The following is a 24,386-nucleotide window of genomic DNA, read 5'->3' as shown; positions in this document are numbered from 1 at the left end:
GAGCAGCCATGCAGACTCATACATTCAAACCGGACCTGCCGCCGCCGCGCATGAGCGTCGGTGCGGTGGGCTGGCTCAAGGCCAACCTGTTTTCCAACTGGTTCAACAGCCTGTTGACCCTCTTCGCGCTTTATCTGATCTGGCTGGTGGTGCCACCGCTGCTGCAGTGGGCGATCATCGATGCCAACTGGGTGGGCAGCACCCGCGCCGACTGCACGCAGGAAGGTGCGTGCTGGGTGTTCATCCAGCAGCGTTTCGGTCAGTTCATGTACGGCTTCTACCCCAGCGAACTGCGCTGGCGCGTGGACGCCACGCTGTGGCTGGCCATCGTCGGTGCGGCGCCGCTGTTCGTGCCGCAGATGCCGCGCAAGGCGTTCTACGGCCTGGGCTTCCTGGTGATCTATCCGGTGATCGCCTGGTGCCTGCTGCATGGCGGCGTATTCGGCCTGAGCGTGGTATCCACCAGCCAGTGGGGCGGCCTGATGCTGACTCTGGTGATCGCCTCCGTCGGCATCACCGGCGCCTTGCCGCTGGGTATTCTGCTGGCACTGGGACGACGTTCCAACCTGCCGGCGATCAAGGTCATCTGCGTCACCTTCATCGAGTTCTGGCGCGGTGTGCCGTTGATCACCGTGCTGTTCATGTCCTCGGTGATGCTGCCGCTGTTCCTGCCCGAAGGCATGCATTTCGACAAGCTGATGCGTGCGCTGATCGGGGTGATCCTGTTCCAGTCCGCCTACATCGCCGAAGTGGTGCGCGGTGGTCTGCAGGCCATTCCCAAAGGTCAGTACGAGGCGGCCGCGGCCATGGGCCTGGGCTACTGGCGGATGATGGGCCTGGTGATCCTGCCGCAAGCGCTGAAGCTGGTGATTCCGGGCATCGTCAACGTCTTCATCGCCCTGTTCAAGGACACCAGTCTGGTGATCATCATCGGCCTGTTCGATCTGCTCAACAGCATCAAGCAGGCGACCACCGACCCGGCATGGCTGGGTATGGCCACCGAAGGCTATGCGTTCGCCGCGTTGGTCTTCTGGATTTTCTGTTTCGGCATGTCCCGCTATTCGCTGCATCTCGAGCGGAAGCTGGATACCGGCCATAAGCGTTAGGAGCTGATCAGTATTTGCTGCGCGTCGGCCAGGCACTGATGAACGTGCCTGGCCATGGCTCGAAATCCTGAATCAGCCCTCGAGAGGAGTGAATTTATGAGTGAAGCAATCAAACAACCCAGCGCCGAGCCGATGATCCTGGTGCAGGGTGTGAACAAGTGGTACGGCCAGTTCCACGTGCTCAAGGACATCAACCTCAGCGTGCAGCCGGGCGAGCGCATCGTCCTGTGCGGCCCGTCCGGTTCGGGCAAGTCCACCACCATTCGCTGCATCAACCGCCTGGAAGAGCACCAGCAGGGGCGTATCGTGGTCGATGGCACCGAGCTGACCAGCGACCTCAAGCACATCGAAGCGATTCGCCGCGAAGTGGGCATGGTCTTCCAGCACTTCAACCTGTTCCCGCATCTCACCGTTCTGCAGAACTGCACCCTGGCGCCGATGTGGGTACGCAAGATGCCCAAGCGTCAGGCCGAGGAAATTGCCATGCACTTTCTCGAGCGCGTGCGCATTCCCGAGCAGGCCAACAAGTTTCCGGGGCAACTCTCCGGCGGTCAGCAACAGCGTGTGGCGATTGCCCGCGCGCTGTGCATGAAGCCGAAGATCATGCTGTTCGACGAGCCGACCTCGGCCCTCGACCCTGAGATGGTGAAAGAGGTTCTGGACACCATGATCGGCCTGGCCGAAGACGGCATGACCATGCTCTGCGTGACCCATGAGATGGGTTTTGCCCGCACCGTGGCCAACCGCGTGATCTTCATGGACAAGGGCGAGATCGTGGAGGAGGCCGAGCCGAACGCCTTCTTCACCAATCCGCAGAACGAGCGCACCAAGCTGTTTCTCAGCCAGATCCTGCACTGAGCCGGCATCGCGCCATCGATCAGGGAGCCTTCGGGCTCCCTTTTTCTTGGGCCACGGGATGCGCCCTGAGGTAGGGTGCGCCGTGCGCACCGCGAACCCGTAGGCGTCTCGAATATCCTGCGCCCCCAGACCAGATTGGCGTGCAAGGCCCACCCTAAGGGGCCGGCGGCGCGGCTCCGTTGCCCTGCATGCGCTTGCGGAAGGCGCCCGGCGTTTCCCCGCACAACTGCTTGAAGCGCTTGGCGAAGGTGGCACGATCGGCGAAACCCACCTGACTGGCGACCTGCTCCAGCGACTGCGCCGAATCGGTCAGCGCCTGCTGCGCCAGACTGATACGCAGGCGCTGCAGGTAATCGCCCGGGGTCAGCCCGGTGGTCTGTTTGAAGCGCCGCAACAAGGTACGCGGCGAACAGTGTGCCTGCTGCGCAAGACGGTTGAGATCGATCACTTCGGCGTGATGCTTGCGCAGCCAGGTCAGCAGCGGGGCAAGGGATGTGTCTTCGCTGCTGGGTAGCAGCGGGGCGAAACGCTTCTGCGTACCGCGCTGACGCTCGATCACCATGGCGCTGGCGACCTGTTGCGCCAGCCATTCGCCGGCATGCAGGGCTATCAGGTGCAGGCACAGGTCGAGCCCGGCCTGGGCACCGCCGGAGCAGAACAGCGGACCGTCCTCGGTCAACAGCAGATCGCTGCGCAGGTTCACCTGGGGAAAGTGCCGGGCGAAGGCATCAGCCAGAGCCCAGTGGGTGGTCGCCTGGCGCCCATCGAGCAGGCCGGCAGCCGCCAGCAGGAAGGCGCTGCTGCACAGGCTGGCTACCTGTTGCTGGTCGCGTTGGGCCAGCCAGGGCAGGAGCTTGGCGTTGCTTTCCAGCGTGCGGGTGATGGCGCTGCCGGTGGCGGGAACGATCAGCAGGTCGGCTTGCTCGGCCAACTCAAGGCCGCCATCGACCAGAATCTGCGCAAACTCCAGGTGCATGGGTTGGCCATCGAGACTGAAACGCTGCAGCTGAAAACGGGGTGCTCCGGCCAGACGATTGGCCAGGCTGAAGGCGTCCTGCGCCATGCTCAGGCTGGAACAGATGGTTTGCGGGCAGACGTACAAGGCGATGCGCAGCATAACGGTGACCTGGAATGGGGTTGGCGATTATTGACACAAAGTTGTCTTTATAGCCAATCGCCACACCCTTCTTCTGCGCCCAGACTAGGCTACATTCACCATCGCGCCGCAGGGTGCGCTGTGCGCACCGATGTCATCGCATCGTTGGCGGGTGAACCCGAACCACAACGCCGCAGGAGCGAACCATGAGCCACGCCAACGCCGAATTGATCCAGCGTTTCTACAGCGCCTTCCAAAAGCTCGATGCCGAGACCATGGCTGGCTGTTACGCCGAGGACGTGCGTTTCTCCGACCCGGTCTTCGTCGACTTGCGCGGCGCGGAGGCGGGCGATATGTGGCGCATGCTGTGCAGCCGCGCCGAAGACTTCTCGCTGACGTTCGACGCGGTGCACGCCGACGATCATGCCGGCAGCGCGCGCTGGGTCGCACGCTACCGTTTCAGCGCCACCGGTCGTCAGGTGGTCAACCACATTCAGGCGCGCTTCGTGTTTCGTGACGGGCTCATCGTCGAGCATCGCGATCACTTCGATCTATGGCGCTGGGCACGTCAGGCGCTAGGTGGCAAAGGGCTTCTACTGGGTTGGGCACCACCGGTTCAGGCTGCCATTCGTCGACAGGCGGCACGCGGGCTGGCCCAGTTTCGCGGCACGCGCTGAGGCGGGCGAAGGAACGCAGTGGTAGGCTAGCCGGTCTTAGCCTTCAATAAAGAGTGCGCACATCGGGTGCCGCACCTCAACTGCCAATCGAGACCTGCCGTGACCGAACTGATCGTTGCCGTAAAACAGGCCAAAGCCTGGGGGGTCCATGCCGTTACCGCCAGCGGCGTGATCCTTGCCCTGCTGGCATTGCTGGCCGTGCTCGACGGCCAACCCAAGCAATGCCTGTTGTGGCTCGGCCTGGCGCTGCTGGTCGATGGCCTGGACGGCTCGCTGGCGCGCCGTTACGACGTCAAGGGCGTGCTGCCGCACTTCGACGGCTCGACCCTCGACCTGGTGATCGACTATCTCACCTACGTATTCATCCCCGCGATCTTTCTCTACCGCTTCATCCCGCTGCCGGATTACACGCCGCTGTTCGCCGTGGGCCTGATTCTGCTGTCCTCGCTGTTCTGCTTCTGCAACCTGAACATGAAGAGCAAGGACAACTACTTCGTCGGCTTCCCGGCAGCGTGGAATGTAGTGGTGCTGTATTTCTTCATCCTTGATGTCCATCCCTGGATCACCCTGGGCGTGATCGTCCTGTTGGCCGGCCTGACCCTGACCAAGATGAAGTTCCTGCATCCGTTCCGCGTACGTCAGTTCATGCCGCTGAACATCCTCGTGACCTTCGTCTGGATGCTCTCCAGCGCGCTGCTGATCCTGCAGTACCCGGTCAATCAGTTCTGGCTGCTGGCACTCTGGTGGTTGGCTTCGGCTTACTTCGTCGGCATGTGCCTGTGGCGCTCGGCGCGTGAGTGGTTTCCCGCTCGCGGATGAATGCAGCAGTCGAAAAAGCCTGGTTCGTCTATCTGGTGCGCGCCGCCAATGGCGCGCTGTATTGCGGCATCAGCGATGACCCGCAGAGGCGTTTCGCCCAGCACCAGAGTGGCAAGGGCGCCCGGTTCTTCCATACCAGTCCGGCACTGGCCCTGGCCTACGTCGAAGCCTGTGCCGGCAAGGGCGATGCGTTGCGCCGTGAGCGTGCGATCAAGCGCCTGAGCAAAAGCGCCAAAGAAGCACTCATTCTGGCCGTTGATGGCGGTTCATCAGCCTGAGACGGTTGCGCGCATGTGACGCGCGGGTAAGCTGAGGACTTTTGATCCGACGCGGAGCGCGCCATGCATGAGTTGATCCTTCATCACTACCCGACCTCGCCGTTTGCCGAGAAGGCCCGCCTGATGCTGGGCTTCAAGCAACTGTCCTGGCGTTCGGTGATGATCCCGCCACTGATGCCCAAGCCCGATCTCACCGCGCTGACCGGCGGCTACCGCAAGACGCCGGTGCTGCAGGTTGGCGCCGACATCTACTGCGATACCGCGCTGATCGCTCGCCGCCTGGAAGCCGAGAAGGCCACCCCGGCGCTGCTGCCCGAAGGTCAGGAGTTCAATGTCAGCCTGCTGGCGCAGTGGGCCGACTCGGTCTTGTTCCAGCATGCCGTGGCGCTGGTGTTCCAACCCGAGTCGATGGCGCTGCGCTTCGCCAAGGTGCCGCCGGAGTTCGCCAAGGCCTTTGCAGCCGACCGTGGCGCGCTGTTTTCCGGTGGTACGGCGACTCGGCTGCCACTGGAGCAGGCCAAGCACAATTGGCCTGCACTGATGGGCGCATTGCAGCGCCAGTTGCAACGCGAGCAGGGCGATTTCCTCTTCGGTGAACCGTCGCTCGCCGATTTTTCCGTGGCTCATTGCCTGTGGTTTCTGCGCGGCACGCCGGTTACCTCGCCGCTGGTCGACGACTACCCGGAAGTCGCTGCCTGGCTTGGTCGTGTGCTCGGCTTCGGCCATGGTTCGTTGAGCGAGATGAGCAGCGAACAGGCGATCGCGGTGGCGCGTGAGGCGACTCCGGCAGCGCTGCCGGAAGAGGATTTTGTCGAGCCCAATGGCTTCAAAGCTGGCCAGGCGGTGAGCATCGCTGCCGTGGACTATGGTGTCGACCCGGTGCAGGGCGAGTTGCTGCATGCCGGGCGCGACGAGCTGATCCTGCGTCGCGAAGATGAGCGCGCCGGCGTCGTGCATGTGCACTTCCCGCGCTTGGGCTTTCGTATCGAGGCGCGCTGAGGCCTCTCGCGCCGCCTGTCAGTAGGCGGCGCGAATGGCTCGTACGTCGTAGCCGTGGATGACCTGCCCGCGCAGGTCGATCACCGGCACGCCGCGGCCACCGAGCGCCTGATACTGAGCGCGACCGGCGGCATCGGTCTCGATATTCACTTCGCGATAGGCGATGCCGTCCTCGGCGAACAGCTCGCGAGCCTTGGCGCAGTAGCCACACCACTGCGTGGCGTAGAGCACCACCTCGCCGCTGGCGTTACGCGCCTGGGGCGGGTCGATCCAGCGCTCTATCCTGTCCCAGTTCTGCCACAGGGCCAGAGCGGCGAGCATCAGCAGAATCGTCTTCATGGTTTCGCATCCTTGTGTGATGGCGCAGTCCTGCCAGCGTAAACCGCGCCGGGCCATGCTGCCATATCAACCCGTGGCCCAACCTACAAATGCATCAATCCTGGCGACGTTTGAGCTGGTCTTTCAGCTGTGTCGGCAACTGGCGAATGATCAGCATGTCGCGGCCTTCGTCATACTCGACCTTCGAGCCCAGCAGGTGTGCCTCGAAACTGATCGACAGCCCCTCGGCACGACCGGTGAAGCGCTGGAACTGGCTCAGGGTGCGTTTGTCCGCCGGAAATTCCGGCGCCATGCCGTAATCCTTGTTGCGGATGTGTTCATAAAAGGCCTTGGGGCGCTCTTCGTCGATCAGGCCGGAGAGCTCGTCGAGGGTGATCGGCTCACCGAGCTTGGCCTGGCTGGTGGCGTAGCCGACCAGGGTCTTGGTCTTTTCGCGGGCCTGCTCTTCGGGCAGGTCTTCGCTTTCCACGTAATCGCTGAAGGCCTTGAGCAGGGTACGGGTCTCGCCCGGGCCGTCGACGCCCTCCTGGCAGCCGATGAAGTCGCGGAAGTAGTCCGAGACCTTCTTGCCGTTCTTGCCTTTGATGAAGGAGATGTACTGCTTGGACTGCTTGTTGTTCTGCCACTCGCTGATGTTGATGCGTGCGGCCAGGTGCAGTTGGCCGAGGTCCAGGTGCTTGGCCGGGGTCACGTCCAGCGCGTCGGTCACCGCCACGCCCTCGCTGTGATGCAGCAGGGCGATGGCCAGGTAGTCGGTCATGCCTTGCTGGTAGTGAGCCAGCAGCACGTGGCCGCCGGTGGAGAGGTTGGATTCCTCCATCAGCTTCTGCAGGTGTTCGACGGCCTGACGGCTGAAGGCGGTGAAATCCTGTTCGCCGTCGAGATAGGCCTTGAGCCAGCCGCTGAACGGGTAGGCGCCGGATTCTTCGTGGAACAGACCCCAGGCCTTGCCCTGCTTGGCGTTGTAGCTCTCGTTGAGGTCGGCCAGCAGGTTCTCCATGGCTTGCGACGTGGCCAGCTCGCTGTCGCGAGCGTGCAGCACGGCGGGGCTGCCGTCGGGCTTCTTGTCGATCAGGTGGACGATGCAGTGGCGGATCGGCATGGCGGTCTCGTGGGCAAATGAAACAGGGGCGCAGTTTACCCGAAGCGGGTGATGGATTCTGGTGCGGATGTATCCGTGAGCGGTGTTGAAAGTCATGTAGCCGTCGCGGCTAAAGCCCCTCCCACAGTGTGCAGGGTGGATGTCGCTGTTTACATCCACCGTTGTGGTGGATCGATGAAGCGTGATCCACCCTACATCTGCCGTCGCTGCTGCAACACGCGCAGCCGCTCGATCACGTAGCGTACGTGCATGTGCAGTTCGTACAACTCGTTGGAGTACGACAGTGGCACTTCCACGGCTGCCAGCTCGTCTTCCATCTGTTCCAGGCGTTCGATCTCGCTGCCCAGCTCGTCGGGCAGGGAGCCGGCGTGCAGCTTGCGGTCGACTTCGCGCAGGTGCTTGTACCAGCGGTAGATGCGCGCACGGATGCGCCACTGGTAGATCGGTCCGACGGCCTTGAACAGCGGGATCATCACCACGATCAAGGGGATCAGCAGGATGATGTAGCGGTCGGCCAGCGAGGCGATACGAAACGGCAGGTAGCGCTGCAGGATTGGCAGGCCCTTGTCGTAGTAATGCCCGGCATCCTTGTGCAGTTCGAAGGTGCGAGGCTCGGCGCTGGGAAAGGTGCCGGCGGCGTCGAGCAGAGTGCCGTCGCGCATCACTTCACGGCTGGCCGCGAGAAACAGTGGCACCAGACCGGGGTTGAAGTCGTCATTGACCACCAGGGTCGCGACCGGAGCGAGGGTGACGATGTCGCGATCAGGTGCATTGCTGGCCAGATCGAGCAGGCCTTCGCCGACGGTAACCTGATTGAAGAACGGCAAGCGCGCTGCGTAGGCGGCGGCGCGACGAAAGTGCGCCAGGGCGATGTCCGGGTTGGCCGCCAGTTGTTGCACCAGGGCGTTTTCTGCCGGGCCAACGAAGAATGCGGCATCCAGTTCGCCGGCCATCAGCGCGCGGGCGGCTTTGCCACCCCCGATACTCTGCCAGCTTTCAGGATAGTGTTCAGGCTCGATGGCATTGGCGCTGAGGATGGCATCGCTGGCAGCACGGGTGCCGCTGCCTTCGCCGCCCAGACCGAGGCGCAGTGGCAACAGGTCGGCAATGCGATCCAGCGCCACGTCACGTCTATAGAACAGCCACAGGGGCTCCTGATAGATCGCACCCAGGCTTTCCAGCTGACGCTGTTCTTCGGGTACCAGTTGACGCTCCAGGCCGCTCTGCACCAGGGCGATCTCTACTTGCGGGTCCTTGGCCAGCAGACGCTGCAGGTTGTCGCGCGAGCCAGAGGTCGGCACCAGATTTAGCTCGAACCCTTCCTTGGCCAGTTCTTCCTTCAGGCGTTCGGCGAACTGCTGGTAGGCGCCCCCTTGGGCGCCGGTGGCCATGCTGGCACTCATCGGCGGTGGCGGCGCGACGAACTGGAACAGTGCCCAGACCAGGCCAGCCACCACCGGGACGATCCACAGGTTGGCCAGGATCATGATTTTCAGGTCGTTTAGTACGCGGCGCATGGGGCTTCCTTTCGGCGAAATCAGGGTAAGGATAGAACCCTCTGCGCCTCACGGTCACCTGTAGGGTGGATGACACTCTTTCATCCACCATCAGGCTCGCGGTGGATCGCAGAGGTGTGATCCCCCCTACGCCAGCGCCTTGTGCCTCGCACGCAGATGACTGAGCAGCAGCAGGGCGGCAAGCAGCCCTGCGGCATACAGCGCATCGCTGCCGAGCATCACCAGCAGCGCTGCACAGAGCAGCCCGCTGAGTCCGGCCAGCAGGCGCCAGATGCCACTGAGCAGCACCCAGCCGGCGGCCATGCTGAGCAGGTAGATCAACACGAAGTTGCCGTTGGCATAGCGGATCAAATCATCTACCGACAGGTTCAAGGTGGCCGAGAGCATCGCGCATAGCGCACAACAGATCACCACCAGCAGCAAGGCTCTGCCGGGTACGCCCTGGCGGTTGCGCACGGCCAGTCTGGCAGGCAGGCGGCCTTCATCGGCCAGGCTCCAGATCAGCCGGGCGAAGCCCTGGATGTACACGTTCATCGAGGCGAAGCAGGCCAGGTAACCGAGCACTGCCACCAGAACGCGCGCCTGCTCGCCCAGCAGTTGCTCGAACAGACGGGGCAGGGCGGTGGTGTCGCTGTGCACGTCGCCGTAGGTGGCAAAGCTCAGCACCGCCACCGAGCAGGCCCAGTACACCAGGCCGGCCAGCAGCACGCCGAGTAGCAGCGCCAGGGGGAAGTCACGCTCGGGGTGTTTGAACTCCTCGCCCAGATGGGTGAAGGCCTCGATACCGACGAAGCACCAGAACATCACCCCCAGCGCCGTCGGTAGCAGGTGCCATTGGCCCTCCATCGCCGGCAGCAGTGGTTGGCTGGCGCGCGGCAGGTCACCGACCCACCAGATCAGCGCCACGCTGGTGACGATGGCCACGGCGATCAGCCCCTGCAGCATGCCCGATGCTTTCGGTGGACGCTGGCCAAGCAGGAGAATGGCGCCCAGCGTGGCCAGTTCGATGAGCAACAGGCCACTGCGATCGAGATCGAACAATGCCAGCCAGAAGCCGCTGGCGATATGCAGAGCCGCCGGCAGACCGACCGGCAGCACGGCGAGAAACAGCAGGGCGCTGACCCCTTCCATGCGCAGACCGAAGGCGCGGCCGATCAGGTGCGGCGCGCCGCCGGCATGAGGGAAGCGCTTGCCCAGCTGGGCGAAGGTGAACGCCACTGGCAGTACCAGGACGATCAGCAGCATCCAGGCCCATAACGACGCTTCGCCCGCCGCCGTGGCCGCCAGGGCCGGCACCACGAAGATGCCGGTGCCGAGCAGCGAGGTGCTGAGCAGGGCGATGCCCTGCAGCAGGCCCAATTCCTTGTTCAATCGACTCATGGGGTATGCTCACGCCTTTGCAGATACCGCCATGGTAGAGCGCCGCCTGATTACAGGGTGTCGCCTTTTGCCGACGAAATGGCGGTTTCCCACGTCAACCTGATTGCCGCCCCGAGAAGCCCCGTGGACAAGTTCGATCGTCAGATCCTCGCCCTGCTGCGCAGTGATGCGCGTACCTCCGTCAGCCAGATCTCCCGTGAGGTCAACCTGTCACGTTCGGCGGTCAGTGAGCGGATTCGTCACCTGGAAGAGAGCGGGGTGATTCGCGGCTATCACGCCCAGGTCGCGGTGCCCGGCGAGGGTGGGGTCAAGGCCTTCCTCGAGCTGTTCTACCAGAACGCCCGTTGCCAGGATTACGTCGAGCGCATGCGCGAATACCCGGAAATCCGCCATTGCAGCGGCATCAGCGGCGAGACCGACATGCTGGTGCTGGTCGAAGCGCCAAACATGGCGCGCCTGAGCGAAGTGCGCGCGGCCATCGAAGCCTTCCCGCAGATGCAGCGGGTCAAGACTCACATCGTCGTGCAGGACTGGCCGCTATGAGCCTGCGCATCCTGCACACCTCCGACTGGCACCTGGGCCAGCACTTCATGGGCAAGACCCGCCAGGCCGAGCACCAGGCCTTCTGCTCCTGGCTGCTGGAGCAGGTGCGGGCACGCGACGTGGATGTTTTGCTGATTGCCGGCGACGTGTTCGACACCGGCGCACCGCCCAGTTACGCCCGCGAGCAGTATTACCGGCTGGTGGTGGAGCTGCGCGATGCCGGCTGCGCCCTGGTGGTGCTTGGCGGCAACCACGACTCACCGGCCATGCTCGGTGAAAGCCGCAGCCTGCTGGCGCAACTGGGCACGCAGGTTGTGCCGAGCGTGGGCGTCGACCTGGCCGAACAGGTACTGCTGCTCAATGATCGTACTGGCCAGCCGAGAGCGGTTCTCTGCGCCATTCCCTTCATTCGCCCGCGCGACGTGCTGGCCAGCCAGGCGGGGCAGAGCGCGCAGGACAAACAGCAGTCGCTGCAGCAAGCCATCGCCGAGCATTACCGGGCGCTGTACGAGCTGGCGTCGAGCAAGCGTGACGAGTTGGGCCAGGCGCTGCCGATCATCGCCACCGGTCACCTCACCACGGTTGGTGCCAGCGCCAGCGAGTCGGTGCGCGAGATCTACGTCGGCAGTCTGGAGGCCTTCCCCACCAGTGCCTTCCCACCGGCGGACTACATCGCCCTTGGCCATATCCACCGCCCGCAGAAGGTCGGCGGGCTGGAGCATATCCGCTACAGCGGCTCACCGATTGCGTTGTCCTTCGACGAGTCGCGTCAGCAGAAGGAAGTTCTGCTGCTGGAGTTCGGCGCTGCCGCGTTGCAATCGATCACACCGCTGCCCGTGCCGGTGTTCCAGCCCATGGCCAGCCTGCGCGGCTCGCTCAAGGAACTGGCAGGCGCCATCACCGAGGCTGCTGCACAGGGCATACCCGAGCGGCCTGTATGGCTGGAAGTGCAAGTCAGTACCGACGATTACCTGAGCGACCTGCAAAGCCGCATCAACGCACTCTGTGAGGGGCTGCCGGTGGAAGTGCTGCGCATCCGCCGTGAACGCGGTAACGCCAGTGCCAGCCTGGCCAGCGAAGCGCGGGAAACGCTGGATGAACTGAGCGTGGAGGACGTATTCGCCCGACGCTTGCAGCAAGAGACATTGGAAGAAGAGGATGCCCAGCGTTTGCAGGGTTTGTACCGGCAGGTGCTGGAAGCGCTGCCCAAGGCCTAGCGGCGCAGACCTCCGTAGCCCGGATGCAATCCGGGAACGGCCGTCGCGACACTCCGGCCAAGCGCCTGCTGCCCTCAACCCAGCGGGCTGACTCCATCGCTGCAGCAGCGTGACCTGATGACCAAGCGATTGCGCGAAGCGCCCCAGTAAGGCGCAGTGCCGCAGGCCTACATCACCGACTCGACCGGCTCGGCCTGCTCCTGTATATATCGCCAGAACGCCTCTCGGTTCAGTCGCTTGCGCTGCACCACCTGGCCGGAAGGGACACTCTCGGCAACTTGGTAAAACGGGCTTGGCCAGATCAACTGCAATTCGTTTCATGGCAGCTCTCCCAATCTTCAACCCTCAACGCCTTGGTATAGAACCGTGGCGCGGGGAGAGTCCATTACAGCACTCAACTGCCGCTCACTTCGCTCGCTGGGCAGTCAGAAGCTACGCTTTTGCCTGCTCGTTGGCTTGATCGTGATAATCGAGAAGAAAACTCATGAAGCTCATACTTCTTGGAAATGCCGGCTCAGGAAAGAGCACGCTCTCTAAAAAAATTATCGCTAGAGAACCCGCTGCACGCTTATCACTGGATGAAGTTGCATTTCATAACGGTGCGGAGCGACGCCCGCTCAAAGAAAGCATCGCTGATGTTAAGAAGTTTATACAGTCACATGATAGCTGGGTCATTGAGGGCTGTTATGCCAACATAATCAAAGCTGTTCTAGATGAGTGCGAGGAGCTTGTATTTCTGAATCCAGGGGTGGATACATGTATTGCTCACTGTCGCTCAAGGCCCTGGGAGCCTGAAAAATTCAATTCCATCGAAGAGCAAGATGAGAACTTAAATAACCTAATCGAATGGGTTCAATCATATGGAAAACGAACGGATGAATATGGCCTTGGCAGCCACAAATATTTGTTTGAGTCATTCAGCGGAAAGAAGCGTGAGCTAAAAAATACCGCCGAATATGAATCGGTATAATAAATGCGTCAAAACCGCTCGCTTGGCCAAGCGCTATCGATACCCTAAATGACTCTTCTCCCATCATCCTGGGCCAGCGCCTGGTCAGACCTGGGCCTGCAGCCTCCGCCAGGTCTGTTCGAACAACTCGTTCGTGCCTACGAGGAACCGCAGCGGCACTATCACTCGCTGCAACACCTGCGCGAATGCCTGATGCATTTCGATCAGGCGCGGCACTTGGCGCAGCAGCCGGGCGAGGTGGCCATTGCGCTCTGGTTCCATGACGCCATCTACGACGTGCGCGGCAAGAACAACGAGCGCCAGAGTGCGGATTGGGCCATCCGGGTGCTCGCGAGCTGTCAGGCCAGCCAGGCGACGTTGGCGCGGGTCGAACGACTGATCATGGTCACCCGGCATGATGCGACGCCGGGCGAGCCGGATGAGCAGTTGCTGGTGGATATCGACCTGGCCATTCTCGGCGCCACGCCGGAGCGTTTCGCCGAGTACGACGCCCAGGTGCGTGCCGAGTACGCCTGGGTGCCGGGCCTTGTGTACCGCATCAAGCGGCGCAGCGTTCTGAAGTCATTTCTGGCGCGCTCGATGATTTACAACACGGATCATTTCAGGACGCGCTACGAGGCACAGGCTCGGATAAATCTGGCTGGCGTGGTTTGACAGGCGATTGAGTGAAGCCTGCATCGCTTCCGATGCGACAAGCGTTCTATGCTGTGAATAGTGGCCATTCGACAGGGGAGCGAAGTGCCGTCGTTCAATAGCTTGCTGCGTGCGCTTGACCCTTTGCATGGAGTGCCGGATGCGACTCGGCAGGGGTTTGCGTGCTGGTATCTACAGGCGAAGATTCCGCAGATTCGCTACGTGGCTTTTCTGACCATGGCGCTGTATCTGATCTACGCCGCCATCGAGCAGAACGTCGAAACCGATCAGCCTCTCGCGCGGTTCATCGTGCATGCGTTGCTGGTACCGGCAGCGTTGCTGGCTATCGGGCTGCTGAGTTTTCAACCAAGGCGGCAGCCGTTGATGCTGGGGTTGCTGTCACTCGCGCCCATCATCTCGGTGCTGTCCAATCTCTACTTCAATTTCGGCTCACCGCGTTTCGCCTTCTACGCGCCGGAGATCTATCTCAACCTGATGTGGACATTCGCCATCTCCGGGCTGACGCTCAGGCGTGCCATGGCTACCGCGTTGTTGTCTCTGGCGGCGATTTTGCTGGTCACGCTCGAGCACTCGCTGACCCCCGGCATGCAGCGCCTGCACCTGATCTGGATTCTCGCTTCGTTCTCCTTTGGCCTGCTCAGCGCCTTTCTTCTGGAAAAGGCGCACAAACACATGTTCCTGCATCAGGACAGCCTGGCCCTCAGCGCCAGTGTCGACAGCCTGACCGGGCTGTGGAATCGTTCGCGTACCCTGCGTTTTCTGATCGAGGAAGTGGCGCGGACCAATCGTTATGGCACGCCGTTTTCGGTGGTGCTGATCGATATCGACCACTTCAAGAGCGTCAACGATACTCATGGCCATGCGGTGGGGGACAGCGTGCTGCGCCAGTTCGCCGGCCTGCTGCGCGACGGTGTGCGAGTGATGGACAAGGTCGGGCGGCTTGGCGGCGAGGAGTTTCTCATCATCCTGCCGGAGACCGATGCGGCTCATGCAGAGCAGGCTGTGCAGGCCCTGCAGAAGCGTATCAACGGTTTTTCGTTCGACCGGGTGCAACGCAAGAGCGCCAGTTTCGGCATTGCCGAGTATCGCCCTGGCGAGAGCCTGGACAGCCTGATGGAGCGGGCGGACCAGGCGATGTACCGCGCCAAGGCCAGAGGCCGCGACCGTATCGAGATGCTGTAAGCGCTTGGGCCTGAACCGCTCATGTGCGGCTCTGGTCGAAACGGCTAACCCTTCCTGTGGAGAGCGTCATGCACAGAACTGCGCACTTTCTTCTCGCGGCTGCGGCCGTTCCCCTGCTGCTATCCGGCTGCGCCAGGTCGTCCGGCGAGCAGGACGTCAGGGTGACCGAGCAATGGCTGGGGCGCTGGAACGGGCCCGAAGGTACCTACCTGGATATCAGTGGCACGCCGGCCGACTACCGTCTGACCATCGCCAACCTCGACGGCCCGCGCCGCTTCGTCGGCCGTGCGCAGGGGGCGAAGATCGTCTTCGTGCGCGATGGCGTGGTGGAGAGCATCAGCGCCACCGACGGTGAAGCCACCGGCATGAAATGGCTACTGGATAAACAGAATTGCCTGACCGTGCGCAGCGGTGAGGGTTATTGCCGCGACTGAGCCTTTACGTAGGGGCGGATATGCCAGAATGACCGCCTCCAACGGCTTACGACCTGTGCATGAAAATCCTCAGCCTGCGCCTCAAGAACCTCAATTCCCTCAAGGGCGAGTGGAAGATCGACTTCGCTGCCGAGCCTTTCGCCGGTAGTGGCCTGTTCGCCATTACCGGGCCGACCGGCGCGGGCAAGACTACGCTGCTCGACGCCATCTGCCTGGCCCTGTATCACCGCACGCCGCGCATGAGCACGCTGTCGGCCAGTGGCAACGAACTGATGACGCGGCACACCGCCGACTGCCTGGCCGAGGTCGAGTTCGAGGTCAAGGGGCAGGGCTATCGCGCCTTCTGGAGCCAGCGCCGTGCGCGCGACAAGGTGGACGGCGCGCTGCAGGCGCCCAAGGTCGAGCTGGCGCGTATCGCCGATGGCGAAATCCTCACCGACAAGATTCGCGAAAAGGAGAGCCTGACTGCCGAGCTGACCGGCCTGGATTTCGAGCGCTTCACCAAGTCCATGCTGCTGGCCCAGGGCGGTTTCGCGGCGTTTCTCGAAGCCAATGCCAACCAGCGCGCGGAGCTGCTGGAGGAGCTGACCGGCACCGAGGTGTACGGGCAGATTTCCCAGCAGGTCTACGAGCGCACCAAAGCCGCCGAACAGGCGCTCAATCTGCTTAAAAGCCGCGCACAGGGCATGGAGTTGCTCGACGAGGCGCAGCGCGCCGAGCTGCAGGCCGAGCATCAGCGCCTGAGCCAGAACGAGCCCCCGCTGTTGGCCCGGCAGCAAGCTCTGCAGGCCCAGCGTCGCTGGCGTGAAGCGCTGCAGCAGGCTGAACAGCAGCGGGAGCAGGCTCGATTGGGACTGGAACGGGCCCAGCAGGCGCGTCAGGATGCGGCCGGTGAACTGCAGCGTCTGGCCGTCAGTGAGCCGGCAGCGCGATTGCAGCCGCTGTACCTGGCCTGGCAGCAAGTGCAACAAGACAGGCAACAGGCGCAGCAGGCGCTGGATGACCTGCACCAGCAACAACGCCACAGCAGTGAACGCGAGCACCAGCAACTCTGGCTGGCCAGCCGCTATGCCCAGCAATGCCTGAGCTTGCGTCAGGCGCAGCTGCAGGGGCTGGTCAGACAACGCGAAACCCTGCGTGCACGTCTCAGCAGTGCACCGCAGCAGGAGCGTCTGGGCGAATTGCTTGGCGGCTGGCGTGCGCAGTTCGATCAGCATGGGCAACTGCTCAAGGAGCAACAGGCGTTGCACGCGCGCTTGTCGCAGGAGCGTGAACAGCTCGCCGCCTTGCAGCGCCAGCGTGATCAGCTCGGTGCGCAGCAGGCCGACGCGCTGAAGCGCCTGGAGGCCGCGCGTACCAGCGAAGCCGGGCAGCACAGCGAACTGCAGGCATTACTCGGGGAGGGCGACGAGGCTGGGCTGCGTCAGCGTTGGCAGCAGTTGCAAGTGCAGGGGCGCGCGTTGGATCGCCTGGAGCAACTGGCGCTGGTCCGTGAGCAAACGGCCGCCCAGGTCGCCGAACTGACCCCGCGTCTGGCTCAGTTGCAGGTACAGCACGCCAGCAAGAACGATGAAATCACCGGCCTGCGCGAGCGTTACAAGGCGCTCAAGCAACAGCAGGCCGACAAGGAAAAGCTGCTGGAGCAGGAACAGCGCATTCAGGATCTGGAAGCCTACCGCGCCCAGCTGCAGCCGGGCGAAGCCTGCCCGTTGTGTGGTTCGCACGAGCATCCGGCGGTCAGTCAGTACCAGGCGCTCAACGTCTCCGCCACGCGCCAGGCGCTGGAACAGTGCCGCAACGAACTGGCGCAACTGGAAAGCCAGGGCGGCACCCTGCGTGACGAGCTGACCCGCCTGGCGACGCAGATCGCTCAGATGCAGCAGCAACTGGAGCAGGCAAGTCAGCAAGCCGCTCAGCAGGACGCGCAGTGGCAGCAGCAACTGAGCGAGCAGGCCCTGCAGGTTACTGACGGTGCCGATTTGCGCGAACTGCAGCGCCAGCATGAGCAGAGTCTGACGCATCTGCAGGCGCGACTCGCCTCGGTCGAGGCTGGGCAGGCGCAACTGGCGCAGGCGCGTAGTGACCGCGAGGTGGCCGAGCATGCCGTAGCCGATGCGCAGCAGCGCCAGGCGCTACTGGCGCGTGATGAGGAGAACCTGCAGGCGCGACAAACCGAGCAGGGCGAGCGCCTGCAGCATCTGGAGCAGGAGTTGCAGCACCGCCAGCGGACGCTGCTGAGCAGTCTTGCAGGCTTTGCCACGGAGTTGCCGGCGGACGCCGTTGCCTGGTTGGCCGAACAGGAAAGTACCTGGCGCGACTGGCAGCAGGCCCAGGCGCGGGACCAGCAGTTGCAGGAGCAGCAGCGCGAGGCGCAGCGCTTGCTCGCTGAAGCAGAGGCACAGGCCGAGCACTGGCAACAGCGCTGGCAGAACGAAGGTGCGATGACCCTGGCTGAGCCCGAGTCGTCGGCACGGCCGGAGCTGGCGTTGAATGAGGCCGCCAACGCCCTGGCCAGTGCCCAGCGTGAAAGTGATGCCTTGCGCGGTCGCGAGCAGAGTCAGCGCACAGTGCTACAGCAATTGCAGCAACGCTCGAGCGAGGCCGAGCAGCATTGGCTGCAGGCACTGACGGCCAGTCCTTTCAGCGATCTTGCGGCGTTTCTCGCCGCGCTGCTGGAGGAGGATGAGCGAACGCGTCTGCTGGCGTTGCAGGCAGGTGTGGAGCGAACCCTGACCGAGGCATCGACGCTGTTGGCTGCCGCCGACGCGCAGTTGCAGCAGCTCGCCGCCATGCCGCAGACCGAGCTGGCGCTTGGCGAACTGGACGAGCAGCTGCATCTACTGCAGAGCGAATTGCGTGCACTGAGCCAGCGCCAGGGCGAGTTGCGCGCGCAGTTGCAGGCCGACGATGCACGGCGCAGCAGCCAGCAGGCGCTGTTCGCCGAGATCGACGCGCAGGAGGGTGAGCACGCCCTCTGGCAACAACTCAACGGCCTGATTGGCTCGGCCGACGGCGCCAAGTTTCGCAAGTTCGCCCAGGGGCTGACCCTCGATCACCTGATCCACCTGGCCAACCGCCAACTGACGCGGCTGCACGGGCGTTATCAGTTGGCGCGCAAGGGCAGCGGCGAGCTGGAGCTGGAGGTGTGCGACACCTGGCAGGCCGATGTGGCGCGTGACTGCCGCACGCTGTCCGGTGGCGAAAGCTTTCTGGTGAGTCTGGCGCTGGCGCTGGCGCTGTCCGACCTGGTCAGCCACAAGACCAGCATCGATTCGCTGTTTCTCGATGAAGGCTTCGGCACCCTCGACGGCGAAACCCTGGAGGTGGCCCTGGATGCGCTGGACAACCTCAACGCCAGCGGCAAGACCATCGGTGTGATCAGCCATGTCGAGGCGATGAAGGAACGTATTCCCGTGCAACTGCGGGTGCACAAGGGCGTTGGCCTGGGCTACAGCCGGCTAGACGCGCGTTTTGCGGTGAAGGAAGGAGCGTAGTGATGCTGATGCGAGCGAAGGATTCCACCCTGTTGGTCATCGACCTGCAGGAGCGACTGCTGCCGGCCATCGATGGCGGCGCGGCAGTGATCGAACAGGCCTCGTGGCTGGTGCGTGTGGCGCAGAGTCTGCACGTGCCGGTGATCGCGACCGAGCAGTATCCCAAGGGCTTGGGCTATACCGAGGCGGGCCTGCATGAGCTGCTGCCGGGCGAGGGGCTGCGGGAGAAGATTCATTTCTCGGCGACCGCAGGAGCAGGGCTGTTCGACTTGCCGGGGGGGGAGCGCCAGCAGTTCATCGTCTGTGGCACGGAAACGCATGTCTGCGTACTGCAGACGGTACTCGGCCTGCTGGCAGCCGGACGTGAAGTGTTCGTGGTCGAGGAGGCCGTGGGTTCGCGTCGGCCACGTGACAAGGCGCTGGGCCTGGCGCGCATGGAGCGTGCCGGGGCGGTGATCGTCTCGCGCGAGATGGTCGCCTTCGAGTGGCTGGAGCGTGCCGGTACCGAGCAGTTTCGCGAGATCAGCCGCGGTTTCATTCGCTGATTCGTAGCCCGGATGCAATCCGGGAATGCCTGGTACGGCTGCCCCGGATTGCATCCGGGCTACGGGTTGGCCTGCTTCGGCAGGGTTTGGCAACGGCCATAAAAAATGCGGCGTGCTATTCCCGTGTCGCGTCGGGCTCGCTAGATTGCGCGGCTTATCCCATGCATCCGTTCGGGTGAATCGCGCATGACTTTCGCAGCCTGGCTGACCATTGGCCTGTTCGTCCTCACCTATCTGGGCATGGCTGCCGGCGGCATCCGCGGCTTGCGTATCGACCGCAGCTGGATCGCCTGTTGTGCTGCCGTTCTGCTGTTGGTCAGCGGTGCGCTGAGCATGGAGAACGCGGCCCATCATCTCGATCCTGGCGCGTTGTTGCTGCTGTTGGCGCTGATGCTGATTTCCGCGCAGTTCGATTTTTCCGGTGTGTATGCCTGGCTCAACCGCTACCTGACCGAGCATGCCGAGCGCCCGGCAGTGCTGTTGTTCGGCGTGGTGCTGCTGGGCGGCTTGCTCTCGGCGGTGCTGGTCAACGATATCGTCGCCTTCGCCCTGACCCCGCTGTTGTGTCGCAGCCTGCACCTGCGCGGGCTGGAGCCCCGGCCGTTTCTCCTGGCGCTGGCGCTGTCGTGCAACGCGGGTTCGGCGGCGAGCCTGATCGGTAATCCACAGAACATCCTCATTGGTCAGGCTGGTGCCCTGGATTTCTGGGGTTATGTGGCTGTGGCCGGGCCACCTGCCGTGGTCGCGATGGCCATCGTTTACGCAGTGATCTGGCTGCAGTGGCGCCATCGTTGGGGTGAAGCCAGGCCGTTGGCCGCTGACGATACGCCCCTCGAGCATATCTATGGCGCACACAGCTATCTGAAGCCGCTGCTGGCCAGCCTGGCGCTGCTGGCGCTGTTCGCCACGGCGTTGCCGCGTGAGTTATCGGCGCTGCTGATTGCGGTGCTGGTGATGGTGTCGCGGCGGGTGGACAGCCGCGACTACGTGAACAAGGTGGACTGGAACCTGCTGTTGCTGTTCGTGGGCTTGTTCCTGGTCAGCGGCGCCGCTCTGCAGTTGCCGCAACTGGCGCAGGGCGCCGCCTGGATGGCCGAACATGGCCTGTTGCCGCAGGGCGTGATCTCGCTGGCGACTTCATCCCTGGTGGCAGGCAACCTGATCGGCAACGTGCCGTTCGTGGTGCTGCTGCTGGGCCTGATGCCGGAACTGTCGCATTCGGTGCTGATTGGCCTGGCGGTGATGTCGACCCTGGCCGGCAACCTCCTGCTGATTGGCAGCGTGGTCAACCTGATCGTTGCCGAAGGGGCGAAGCGTCAGGGCGTCAGGCTTGGTTTCGTCGATTACGCGCGCAGCGGCGTGCCGGTGACGTTGCTGAGCATGACGGTGGCCGGGCTGTGGCTGGTGCTCGGTGGCTGGTTGCCCTGGTAGGAGGATCGGTGCGCACGGCACACCCTACGGCCTAACCCGGCATTAAGGTCGGCCCCAGGTAGGGTGCGCCGCGCGCACCGCCGCTGCGAGCGCGTTGCACGGGGCCTGGCGCTGGGTGGTTGGTTATCCTGGTGGGGAGATTGGTGCGCACGGCACACCCTACGGCCTAACCCGGTATCAAGGTCGGCCCCAGGTAGGATGCGCCGCGCGCACCAGCAGGTCTCAGCGCCAGCGACTCTTGCTCCAGGTGCTGCGCTCTTCGGCATTCTTGAACGTCCAGGCCACCAGGCGACTCTGCTTCTGCCCTTGGGACATGCCGAGAATACGCACCTCGGCAGTACCGGCCTTGGCCAGCCAGCCTTGTAGCAATTCCACATGGCTGCCTTTGGACACCAGGCTGCTGAACCACAGCACCTGCCCGGCCACCTGCGCGCTTTCGCTGGCCATGCGCTTGAGAAAGGCTGCCTCGCCACCCGGGCACCACAGCTCGGCCGCCTGGCCGCCGAAGTTGAGCATCGGCAACTTGCGCTTGGGGTCGAGCTTGCCCAGGTTGCGCCACTTGCGCGTGCTGCCGCTGGTGGCCTCGGCGGCGCTGGCGTGGAAGGGCGGGTTGCACAGGGTCAGGTCGACGTACTCCTGCGCCTGCAGCAGGCCGAGGAAGATGTGCTCGGCATTGGTCTGTTGGCGCAGCTCGACGCCGCCGGCCAGTTGCGGGTTGGCGGCGACGATGGCGCGTGCAGATGCCAGTGCTTCCTTGGCAATGTCGGCACCCATGAACTGCCAGCCATATTCACAGCGACCAATCAGTGGATAGATGCAGTTGGCGCCGACGCCGATATCCAGTGCTCGCACCATGGCGCCGCGAGGAATCTGCCCATCGTTGTCAGTCGCCAGCAGATCGGCGAGGTTGTGCAGATAATCGGCGCGCCCCGGGATCGGTGGGCACAGGTAACCGTCGGGAATATCCCAGTGGCGGATGCCGTAGTACTGCGCCAGCAGCGCGCGGTTGAACACCTTGACCGCTGCCGGGTTGGCGAAGTCGATGCTCGGTTTACCGTAGGGATTGGTGATGACGAAGTCGCCCAGCTCGGGACTTGCCTTGATCAGCGCGGGAAAATCGTAGCGCCCCTGGTGACGGTTGCGCGGATGCAGCTCGCCCTTGCTAGGTGCGGTTTTCACGGCGGCGGGGGCGGGCTTGCGTGGGCGTCTCGGCGGCTGGGGCATGAACGAGCATCTGGCGGTTCGGGCGCAGGATTTTCGCATGCTTTGCTTGCGGCTCGTAACCCATGGAAGCGCGGGAGCGACCTGTGCTGCGATCAAGGAAGGCTGGCAAGTGGCCATAAAGTGGCTGACCTTGTGTTGATCCAGGTCAATCGGGGACTCGCCTGCGGCCTTAGACTGCGCGCCTCTTCGATCAGCAGTTAGGAGGCACCATGACATACCTGGAATGGAGCGACGACCTCGATACCGGCATCGCGGTCATCGACGATCAGCACAAGCGCATCGTTGCCATGATCAATCAGTTGGACGATGCCCAGCGCACCGCCAGCAAGGTGAAGGTGGGTACGGTGATCGACGAGTTGATTGACTACACCGTTTCACACTTCGCCTTCGAGGAAGCGATGCTCGAGGAGGCGGGCTACGTCTTCACCAAGGCACACAAAAGGGTGCACGCGCTGTTCATCAAGCGTGTGGAGGACTACCGCCAGCGCTTCATCGGCGGCGAGGATATTGCCGATGAGCTCAAGGGCTTGTTGGGGCGCTGGTTGTTCAGTCATATCCGCAGCGATGATCGCAATTACGTCGAAGCCATCAATGACAACCTGCGCCGGCTCAGTGCCGACACCTCCGAGGGTGGATGGCTGCGCCGTGCCGGTCGGCGATTCTTCCGCAGTGCGGCGTGAGCTGTCTCAGAGCGGAAAGATCAGCGGTACCAGCATCACACTGACGATCATCACCAGCAGAGTGAAAGGCACGCCGATGCGCACGAAGTCGCCGAAGCGGTACTGACCCGGACCCAGCACCAGGGTGTTCACCGGCGATGAGATCGGCGTCATGAACGCGGCCGAGGCAGCCAGGGCAACGGTCATGGCGAAGGGCAGTGGCGAGACGCCCAGCGCCTGCGCCGTGGCAATTGCCACCGGCGCCATCAGCACCGCCGTGGCGGTGTTGGAGATGAACAGGCCGATCACTGCGGTAAGCACGAACAGGCTGGCGAGAATCAGCCGTGGCCCGGCATCGCCCAGGCCGCCCACCAGACCCTGCACGGCCAGTTCGACGCCACCGGTCTGCTGCAAGGCCTGGGCGAAGGGCAGCATGCCGACGATGAGGATCAGCGTCGGCCAATGAATGGCGCGATAGGCGCTGTCCAGGTCGATGCAGCGGAACGCGCCCATCAGCAGGCAGGCGATCAGCGCGGCCTGCACGTTGGGTACCAGGCCGCTGACCATCAGCAGCACCATCACTGCCAGGCTGAGCAGGGCGTAGGGGGCCTTGCGCGCAGAAGGCGCCACCTCGGCTACTTCCGCTGGGAGGCTGAGCACCAGAAAATCGCGGTTCAGCCCCTGCAAACGGTGGATGTCGCGCCAGGCGCCGGCCACCAGCAGGGTGTCGGAGGCCTTGAGTTTCTCGTCCACCAACACGCCTTCCAGCGCCTGTCCCTGACGGCGCAGGCCGACCACGTTGAGCTTGTGCCGCGAGCGAAAGCCCAACTCCTGGATGGTCTTGCCCGGCAGTTGCGACTCCGGCGGCAACGCCACTTCGGCCAGACCCAGCTCATGGGCGTGCAGGCTGAAATACGAATGCGGCAACGGCATCGGTTCCAGACCCAGCGCCTGGTAGCTGCCTAGCAGGCCGATGGCGGGACTGGCAATGTCCACCAGCAGCACGTCGCCCGGTTCCAGCAGGGTATTGCCGCTGGCCATCAGCAACAGGGTGCGCAGGCGCTGGCGCCGCTCGATGGCGATGACGTTGATGCCGTGCTCGCGACGCAGCTGCAGTTCGTTGAGCACCTGATTGGCCAGGGGCGAGTCGGCACGTACCTGCAGGCGCCGTTCGCGTTCGCTCAGACGGTAGCGTTCGGCCAGGTCAGCCAGGGTCAGGCGCGGCGGCTCGCCTCCCTCACCAGCGTTCTTGCGCACCAGCCAGCGTCGGGCGATCAGCATGTAGCCGACACCGAGCACCAGCACCGCCAGGCCGATGGGCGTGAGATCGAAAAAGCCAAAACCATCCAACCCGGCGCGGCGCAGTTCGGCATGCACCACCAGGTTCGGCGGTGTGGCGACCAGCGTCAGCATGCCGCTGATCAGGCCAGCGAAAGCCAGTGGCATCATCAGTCGCGCCGGGGCGATGCGCAGGCGCGCAGCCACGCCGAGCACCACGGGGATGAAGATCGCTACCACACCGGTGGAACTCATCACCGAGCCCAGGCCGGCCACTGCCAGCATCAGCAGAATCAGCAGGCGCGTTTCGCTGCTACCGGCCCTGGCCACCAGCCAGTCGCCCAGGCGATAGGCGATGCCGGTGCGCACCAGGCCGTCGCCGATGACAAACAGCGCGGCAATGAGGATGACGTTGGCGTCGCTGAAACCGGCCAGGGTCTGTTGCAGGTCGAGTACGCCGGTCAGCGGTAGGGCGACCAGCACCAGCAAGGCGACCACGTCCATGCGTGGCTTGCCGATGATGAACAGAGTGACGGCGCCGGCCAGCAGGCCGAGCACCCAGAGCAGGTCCGGATTCATCGCGA

23 protein-coding genes and 1 pseudogene are annotated in these 24,386 nt (G+C 63.5%); 16 read left to right on the top strand and 8 right to left on the bottom strand.

Going from position 1 to position 24,386, the window contains the following annotated elements; translation table 11 throughout:
- Positions 1-8: 8 nt before the first annotated feature.
- Together GV002_RS19160 and GV002_RS19155 are read left to right on the top strand one after the other, a co-directional pair.
- Positions 9-1,106: an amino acid ABC transporter permease gene (locus GV002_RS19160; protein ID WP_160019859.1), complete on the top strand. Its 1,098-nt coding sequence runs from the start codon at positions 9-11 to the stop codon at positions 1,104-1,106.
- 96 nt (positions 1,107-1,202) lie between these two features.
- Positions 1,203-1,964 (top strand): amino acid ABC transporter ATP-binding protein, encoded by a 762-nt coding sequence (locus tag GV002_RS19155; RefSeq protein ID WP_160019858.1) that lies wholly within the window; start codon positions 1,203-1,205, stop codon positions 1,962-1,964.
- A gap of 154 nt (positions 1,965-2,118) precedes the next feature.
- Here GV002_RS19155 and GV002_RS19150 read toward each other — a convergent pair whose 3' ends face one another.
- Entirely contained in the window at positions 2,119-3,081 is a 963-nt protein-coding gene (locus GV002_RS19150) for a GlxA family transcriptional regulator (RefSeq protein ID WP_160019857.1), read from the bottom strand.
- Positions 3,082-3,266: 185 nt separating this feature from the next.
- Between GV002_RS19150 and GV002_RS19145 the strand changes: the two genes are divergently transcribed.
- The 4 genes from GV002_RS19145 (at position 3,267) to GV002_RS19130 (ending at position 5,833) form a co-directional block, all read left to right on the top strand.
- Positions 3,267-3,737 carry a nuclear transport factor 2 family protein gene (locus GV002_RS19145; protein ID WP_160019856.1) on the top strand — a complete coding sequence of 157 codons (471 nt, stop codon included), beginning with the start codon at positions 3,267-3,269 and terminating at the stop codon, positions 3,735-3,737.
- 99 nt (positions 3,738-3,836) lie between these two features.
- Complete coding sequence (pcsA, locus tag GV002_RS19140; protein ID WP_160019855.1) at positions 3,837-4,556, top strand: phosphatidylcholine synthase; 720 nt, start codon at positions 3,837-3,839, stop codon at positions 4,554-4,556.
- On the top strand, positions 4,553-4,834 hold the full coding sequence (locus tag GV002_RS19135; RefSeq protein ID WP_013716902.1) for a GIY-YIG nuclease family protein: 282 nt from the start codon (positions 4,553-4,555) through the stop codon (positions 4,832-4,834). Before pcsA ends, GV002_RS19135 begins: the two co-directional genes overlap by 4 nt.
- A 63-nt stretch (positions 4,835-4,897) precedes the next feature.
- Positions 4,898-5,833, top strand: a complete 936-nt coding sequence (locus GV002_RS19130) for a glutathione S-transferase family protein (protein WP_160019854.1) — start codon at positions 4,898-4,900, stop codon at positions 5,831-5,833.
- 18 nt (positions 5,834-5,851) lie between these two features.
- Here the strand turns inward: GV002_RS19130 and GV002_RS19125 are convergent, their stop codons facing one another.
- The 4 genes from GV002_RS19125 to yjeH all read right to left on the bottom strand — a co-directional run bounded on the left by GV002_RS19125 (position 5,852) and on the right by yjeH (position 10,171).
- Entirely contained in the window at positions 5,852-6,172 is a 321-nt protein-coding gene (locus tag GV002_RS19125) for a glutaredoxin family protein (protein WP_160019853.1), read from the bottom strand.
- Positions 6,173-6,266: 94 nt separating this feature from the next.
- Positions 6,267-7,274 (bottom strand): nucleoid-associated protein YejK, encoded by a 1,008-nt coding sequence (yejK, locus tag GV002_RS19120; RefSeq protein WP_160019852.1) that lies wholly within the window; start codon positions 7,272-7,274, stop codon positions 6,267-6,269.
- A 191-nt stretch (positions 7,275-7,465) separates the two neighbouring features.
- Positions 7,466-8,791, bottom strand: coding sequence for a TAXI family TRAP transporter solute-binding subunit (locus GV002_RS19115; RefSeq protein ID WP_160019851.1), 1,326 nt, complete (start codon positions 8,789-8,791; stop codon positions 7,466-7,468).
- Positions 8,792-8,917: 126 nt separating this feature from the next.
- Entirely contained in the window at positions 8,918-10,171 is a 1,254-nt protein-coding gene (gene yjeH, locus GV002_RS19110; protein ID WP_160019850.1) for an L-methionine/branched-chain amino acid transporter, read from the bottom strand.
- Positions 10,172-10,294: 123 nt separating this feature from the next.
- Between yjeH and GV002_RS19105 the strand changes: the two genes are divergently transcribed.
- Positions 10,295-10,714 (top strand): Lrp/AsnC family transcriptional regulator, encoded by a 420-nt coding sequence (locus GV002_RS19105; protein WP_160019849.1) that lies wholly within the window; start codon positions 10,295-10,297, stop codon positions 10,712-10,714.
- Positions 10,711-11,931, top strand: a complete 1,221-nt coding sequence (sbcD, locus tag GV002_RS19100) for an exonuclease subunit SbcD (protein ID WP_160019848.1) — start codon at positions 10,711-10,713, stop codon at positions 11,929-11,931. Before GV002_RS19105 ends, sbcD begins: the two co-directional genes overlap by 4 nt.
- A gap of 84 nt (positions 11,932-12,015) precedes the next feature.
- Here sbcD and GV002_RS19095 read toward each other — a convergent pair.
- A pseudogene (locus GV002_RS19095) lies at positions 12,016-12,252 on the bottom strand (IS110 family transposase); the annotation flags it as partial.
- 163 nt (positions 12,253-12,415) lie between these two features.
- Here GV002_RS19095 and GV002_RS19090 point away from each other — a divergent pair.
- The 7 genes from GV002_RS19090 to GV002_RS19060 all read left to right on the top strand — a co-directional run bounded on the left by GV002_RS19090 (position 12,416) and on the right by GV002_RS19060 (position 20,641).
- Positions 12,416-12,901, top strand: a complete 486-nt coding sequence (locus GV002_RS19090; RefSeq protein ID WP_160019847.1) for a shikimate kinase — start codon at positions 12,416-12,418, stop codon at positions 12,899-12,901.
- Between the two features lie 48 nt (positions 12,902-12,949).
- Entirely contained in the window at positions 12,950-13,555 is a 606-nt protein-coding gene (locus GV002_RS19085) for an N-methyl-D-aspartate receptor NMDAR2C subunit (protein ID WP_160019846.1), read from the top strand.
- A 201-nt stretch (positions 13,556-13,756) separates the two neighbouring features.
- Positions 13,757-14,737, top strand: coding sequence for a sensor domain-containing diguanylate cyclase (locus GV002_RS19080; protein WP_256667137.1), 981 nt, complete (start codon positions 13,757-13,759; stop codon positions 14,735-14,737).
- Positions 14,738-14,805: 68 nt separating this feature from the next.
- Positions 14,806-15,171 carry a hypothetical protein gene (locus GV002_RS19075; RefSeq protein ID WP_160019844.1) on the top strand — a complete coding sequence of 122 codons (366 nt, stop codon included), beginning with the start codon at positions 14,806-14,808 and terminating at the stop codon, positions 15,169-15,171.
- 59 nt (positions 15,172-15,230) lie between these two features.
- Positions 15,231-18,665 carry an SbcC/MukB-like Walker B domain-containing protein gene (locus tag GV002_RS19070; RefSeq protein WP_160019843.1) on the top strand — a complete coding sequence of 1,145 codons (3,435 nt, stop codon included), beginning with the start codon at positions 15,231-15,233 and terminating at the stop codon, positions 18,663-18,665.
- 2 nt (positions 18,666-18,667) lie between these two features.
- Positions 18,668-19,210, top strand: a complete 543-nt coding sequence (locus GV002_RS19065; protein WP_160019842.1) for a hydrolase — start codon at positions 18,668-18,670, stop codon at positions 19,208-19,210.
- Positions 19,211-19,396: 186 nt separating this feature from the next.
- Entirely contained in the window at positions 19,397-20,641 is a 1,245-nt protein-coding gene (locus tag GV002_RS19060; protein WP_160019841.1) for an SLC13 family permease, read from the top strand.
- A gap of 222 nt (positions 20,642-20,863) precedes the next feature.
- On the opposite strand, the gene rlmF is transcribed toward GV002_RS19060, so the two are convergent.
- Positions 20,864-21,865, bottom strand: a complete 1,002-nt coding sequence (gene rlmF, locus GV002_RS19055; RefSeq protein ID WP_160019840.1) for a 23S rRNA (adenine(1618)-N(6))-methyltransferase RlmF — start codon at positions 21,863-21,865, stop codon at positions 20,864-20,866.
- Positions 21,866-22,074: 209 nt separating this feature from the next.
- Between rlmF and GV002_RS19050 the strand changes: the two genes are divergently transcribed.
- The gene (locus tag GV002_RS19050) at positions 22,075-22,545 is read left to right on the top strand and encodes a bacteriohemerythrin (RefSeq protein WP_160019839.1); all 471 of its coding nucleotides are present in this window, start codon (positions 22,075-22,077) and stop codon (positions 22,543-22,545) included.
- A 6-nt stretch (positions 22,546-22,551) separates the two neighbouring features.
- On the opposite strand, the gene GV002_RS19045 is transcribed toward GV002_RS19050, so the two are convergent.
- Complete coding sequence (locus tag GV002_RS19045; protein WP_160019838.1) at positions 22,552-24,381, bottom strand: SLC13 family permease; 1,830 nt, start codon at positions 24,379-24,381, stop codon at positions 22,552-22,554.
- Positions 24,382-24,386 lie beyond the last annotated feature (5 nt).

This window comes from Pseudomonas sp. 8O, assembly GCF_902506495.1.
Classification (GTDB): domain Bacteria; phylum Pseudomonadota; class Gammaproteobacteria; order Pseudomonadales; family Pseudomonadaceae; genus Aquipseudomonas; species Aquipseudomonas chaetocerotis.
Note: the sequence above shows the minus strand (reverse complement) of the source record. Positions and strands in the feature narration are given on the sequence as shown.

Coding starts and splice junctions, on each gene's coding strand:
- GV002_RS19160 (WP_160019859.1), top strand. CDS start 9: ATGCAGACTCATACATTCAAACCGGACCTGCCGCCGCCGCGCATGAGC.
- GV002_RS19155 (WP_160019858.1), top strand. CDS start 1,203: ATGAGTGAAGCAATCAAACAACCCAGCGCCGAGCCGATGATCCTGGTG.
- GV002_RS19150 (WP_160019857.1), bottom strand. CDS start 3,081: ATGCTGCGCATCGCCTTGTACGTCTGCCCGCAAACCATCTGTTCCAGC.
- GV002_RS19145 (WP_160019856.1), top strand. CDS start 3,267: ATGAGCCACGCCAACGCCGAATTGATCCAGCGTTTCTACAGCGCCTTC.
- GV002_RS19135 (WP_013716902.1), top strand. CDS start 4,553: ATGAATGCAGCAGTCGAAAAAGCCTGGTTCGTCTATCTGGTGCGCGCC.
- GV002_RS19130 (WP_160019854.1), top strand. CDS start 4,898: ATGCATGAGTTGATCCTTCATCACTACCCGACCTCGCCGTTTGCCGAG.
- GV002_RS19125 (WP_160019853.1), bottom strand. CDS start 6,172: ATGAAGACGATTCTGCTGATGCTCGCCGCTCTGGCCCTGTGGCAGAAC.
- yejK (WP_160019852.1), bottom strand. CDS start 7,274: ATGCCGATCCGCCACTGCATCGTCCACCTGATCGACAAGAAGCCCGAC.
- GV002_RS19115 (WP_160019851.1), bottom strand. CDS start 8,791: ATGCGCCGCGTACTAAACGACCTGAAAATCATGATCCTGGCCAACCTG.
- yjeH (WP_160019850.1), bottom strand. CDS start 10,171: ATGAGTCGATTGAACAAGGAATTGGGCCTGCTGCAGGGCATCGCCCTG.
- sbcD (WP_160019848.1), top strand. CDS start 10,711: ATGAGCCTGCGCATCCTGCACACCTCCGACTGGCACCTGGGCCAGCAC.
- GV002_RS19090 (WP_160019847.1), top strand. CDS start 12,416: ATGAAGCTCATACTTCTTGGAAATGCCGGCTCAGGAAAGAGCACGCTC.
- GV002_RS19085 (WP_160019846.1), top strand. CDS start 12,950: ATGACTCTTCTCCCATCATCCTGGGCCAGCGCCTGGTCAGACCTGGGC.
- GV002_RS19075 (WP_160019844.1), top strand. CDS start 14,806: ATGCACAGAACTGCGCACTTTCTTCTCGCGGCTGCGGCCGTTCCCCTG.
- GV002_RS19070 (WP_160019843.1), top strand. CDS start 15,231: ATGAAAATCCTCAGCCTGCGCCTCAAGAACCTCAATTCCCTCAAGGGC.
- GV002_RS19065 (WP_160019842.1), top strand. CDS start 18,668: ATGCTGATGCGAGCGAAGGATTCCACCCTGTTGGTCATCGACCTGCAG.
- GV002_RS19060 (WP_160019841.1), top strand. CDS start 19,397: ATGACTTTCGCAGCCTGGCTGACCATTGGCCTGTTCGTCCTCACCTAT.
- rlmF (WP_160019840.1), bottom strand. CDS start 21,865: ATGCCCCAGCCGCCGAGACGCCCACGCAAGCCCGCCCCCGCCGCCGTG.
- GV002_RS19050 (WP_160019839.1), top strand. CDS start 22,075: ATGACATACCTGGAATGGAGCGACGACCTCGATACCGGCATCGCGGTC.
- GV002_RS19045 (WP_160019838.1), bottom strand. CDS start 24,381: ATGAATCCGGACCTGCTCTGGGTGCTCGGCCTGCTGGCCGGCGCCGTC.